This window comes from Paramuribaculum intestinale, assembly GCF_003024925.1.
Classification (GTDB): domain Bacteria; phylum Bacteroidota; class Bacteroidia; order Bacteroidales; family Muribaculaceae; genus Paramuribaculum; species Paramuribaculum intestinale.
This window is the reverse complement of sequence record NZ_PUED01000260.1, coordinates 1-2,583: the sequence shown is the minus strand read 5'-3', so window position 1 is coordinate 2,583 and position 2,583 is coordinate 1. Positions and strand designations below refer to the sequence as shown.

Genomic DNA, 2,583 nt, shown 5'->3' with positions numbered 1-2,583 from the left:
GTGCCTATCCAAATGCCCGGATACTGTTCGCCGATGAAAAGAGTTTCAAGGCTGACAACCGCGTCAATTTCTTCAATCAGATCAAGAACAACGATTATGACTGCGTGATAATGTCGCACGACCAGTTTGGCAAGATCCCGCAGTCGCCGGAAATGCAGCAGCAAATCCTTCAGGCGGAGCTTAACACAGTTGAAGAAAACCTCGAAGTGCTGAAACAGCAGGGCCACGACATCAGCCGTGGTATGCTCAAAGGTCTAATCAAGCGAAAAGAGAATCTTACCGCCAAGATAGCGACCATTCAGTATCAGATGGAGCAGAACAAGGATGCTGTCGTTGACTTCAAGCAGATGGGCATCGACCATATTTTTGTTGACGAGTCACACCAGTTCAAGAACCTGATGTTCAATACAAGGCACGACCGTGTGGCGGGTCTCGGCAACAGTGAAGGTAGCCAGAGGGCACTCAACCTGTTGTATGCAATCCGTACCATTCAAGAGAGAACCGGTAAGGATTTGGGCGCGACTTTTCTCAGTGGCACTACCATATCCAATTCATTGACGGAGCTGTATTTGCTTTTCAAATATCTCCGTCCGAATGAGCTTGAAAGGCAGGACATCCGATGCTTTGACGCGTGGGCGGCAATCTTTGCAAAGAAGACTACCGACTTTGAGTTCAATGTCACAAATAATATTGTGGCAAAAGAGCGATTCAGGTATTTCATCAAGGTGCCGGAACTTGCGGCGTTCTACAATGAGATTACCGACTACCGCACGGCGGAGGATGTTGGTGTTGACCGACCGGAGAAACATGAGATTCTCCATAATATTCCACCGACACTGGCGCAGGAGGCGTTCATCGAGAAACTGATGAAGTTTGCCGAGAGTGGCGATGCCACTATACTCGGCAGAGCACCACTTTCCGAAACGGAGGAAAAGGCGAAAATGCTAATTGCCACGGACTATGCCCGCAAGATGGCTCTTGATATGCGCATGATTGACCCCAACGCTGAGGATGATCCTAACAACAAGGCTTCACACTGCGCCAAGATGATTGCAGAATACTATCGCAGGTATGATGCGCAGAAAGGTACACAGTTTGTTTTCAGCGATCTCGGAACTTACAAGCCCGGCGAATGGAACGTCTATTCCGAAATCAAGCGAAAGCTGATTGAAGATTATGGTATTCCGGCACATGAAATCAGGTTTATACAAGAGTGTAAAACCGAAAGGTCGAGAAAGGCAGTCATCGAGGCTATGAACAGTGGCGATGTGCGTGTTCTTTTCGGTTCTACAAGTATGCTCGGAACAGGCGTAAATGCTCAGCGTAGAGCGGTTTGTCTTCATCATTTGGATACGCCGTGGCGTCCCTCTGACCTCACACAGAGGGACGGCAGAGCCATACGAGCCGGCAACGAGACTGCCAAGTTATATGCTGACAATAAGGTTGATGTAATCATCTATGCGGTTGAGAAGTCGCTGGATTCCTACAAGTTCAATCTTCTTCACTGCAAAGCGACATTTATAGACCAGCTCAAATCCGGCGCACTCGGAGCTCGTACCATCGACGAGGGTGCAATGGACGAGAAGAACGGCATGAACTTCTCGGAGTATATGGCTATTCTCAGTGGTAACACCGACCTTCTTGAAAAGGCTAAACTTGAAAAGCGTATCGCGGCACTGGAATCTGAGCGCAAAGCCCACAACAAGGGCATTTCAGATTCCAAGTTCAGGCTCCAGACCATCAGTCACGACATCGCAAACAACGAGGCTGCAATCAGTCGCATGAAGGAGGACGCTGCCCGTTATCAGTCGGTCGTACAGCGAGACAAAGACGGCAACCCCGTCAACAATCTCACCATAGATACCTGCAACCTCTCTGACGAGAAGAATATGGGTATCCATCTGCAAGGTCTGGCGCAGCGTACCGACACTCATGGTCAGTATCAGCGTGTCGGCGAGGTCTATGGTTTCCCCATCAGCATCATCTCGGAGCGTAATCTTGTTGACGGCAAGGAGACCGTTCAAAACCGCTTTGTGGTCGAAGGCAACTACAAATACAAGTTCAACAACGGATTCATTGCCATGAGCGACACTCACGCCGCCTGTATGAACTTCGTTAACGCACTGGAGAAGATACCCGGCATCATCGAGCAGTATGAGGAACGCACCGCCAGACTCAAAGCCGACGTTCCCCAGCTCGAAGCAATCATCGCCAAGACATGGGGAAAGGAGGACGAGTTAAAGCAACTCAAATCCGAACTCGCCGCCCTCGACCGCAAAATAACCGCTGAGTTAGCTCCGAAAAGAGAGGAACAGAACGGCGAGGAAATCATACCGACCACCCCACAACAATCCGCCAACATCGCCCCCCCCCGCAATCCACAAAACGACAAGAGGATAAATCCTCTCTCGTTGCCGAACCACGGCATAAATACAATGGATATATTCGAGTATGATCTCTAATACACCTCTCCGAGCCCACAAACATACTGAGCAACAAGTCTGCAGTCTTCCGCTTGTAAACAACAACACAACTACTACACACACAAGTTCTATACATACCAACAAATGTGTGCAGTAAGCA

At 49.2% G+C, this 2,583-nt stretch carries 1 protein-coding gene; it reads left to right on the top strand.

The features are described 5' to 3' along the window. Positions 1–2,462 (top strand): helicase-like domain-containing protein (locus C5O24_RS12455; RefSeq protein ID WP_262497766.1); only part of this gene is annotated, 2,462 nt, incomplete at its 5' end. Positions 2,463–2,583: the final 121 nt, after the last annotated feature.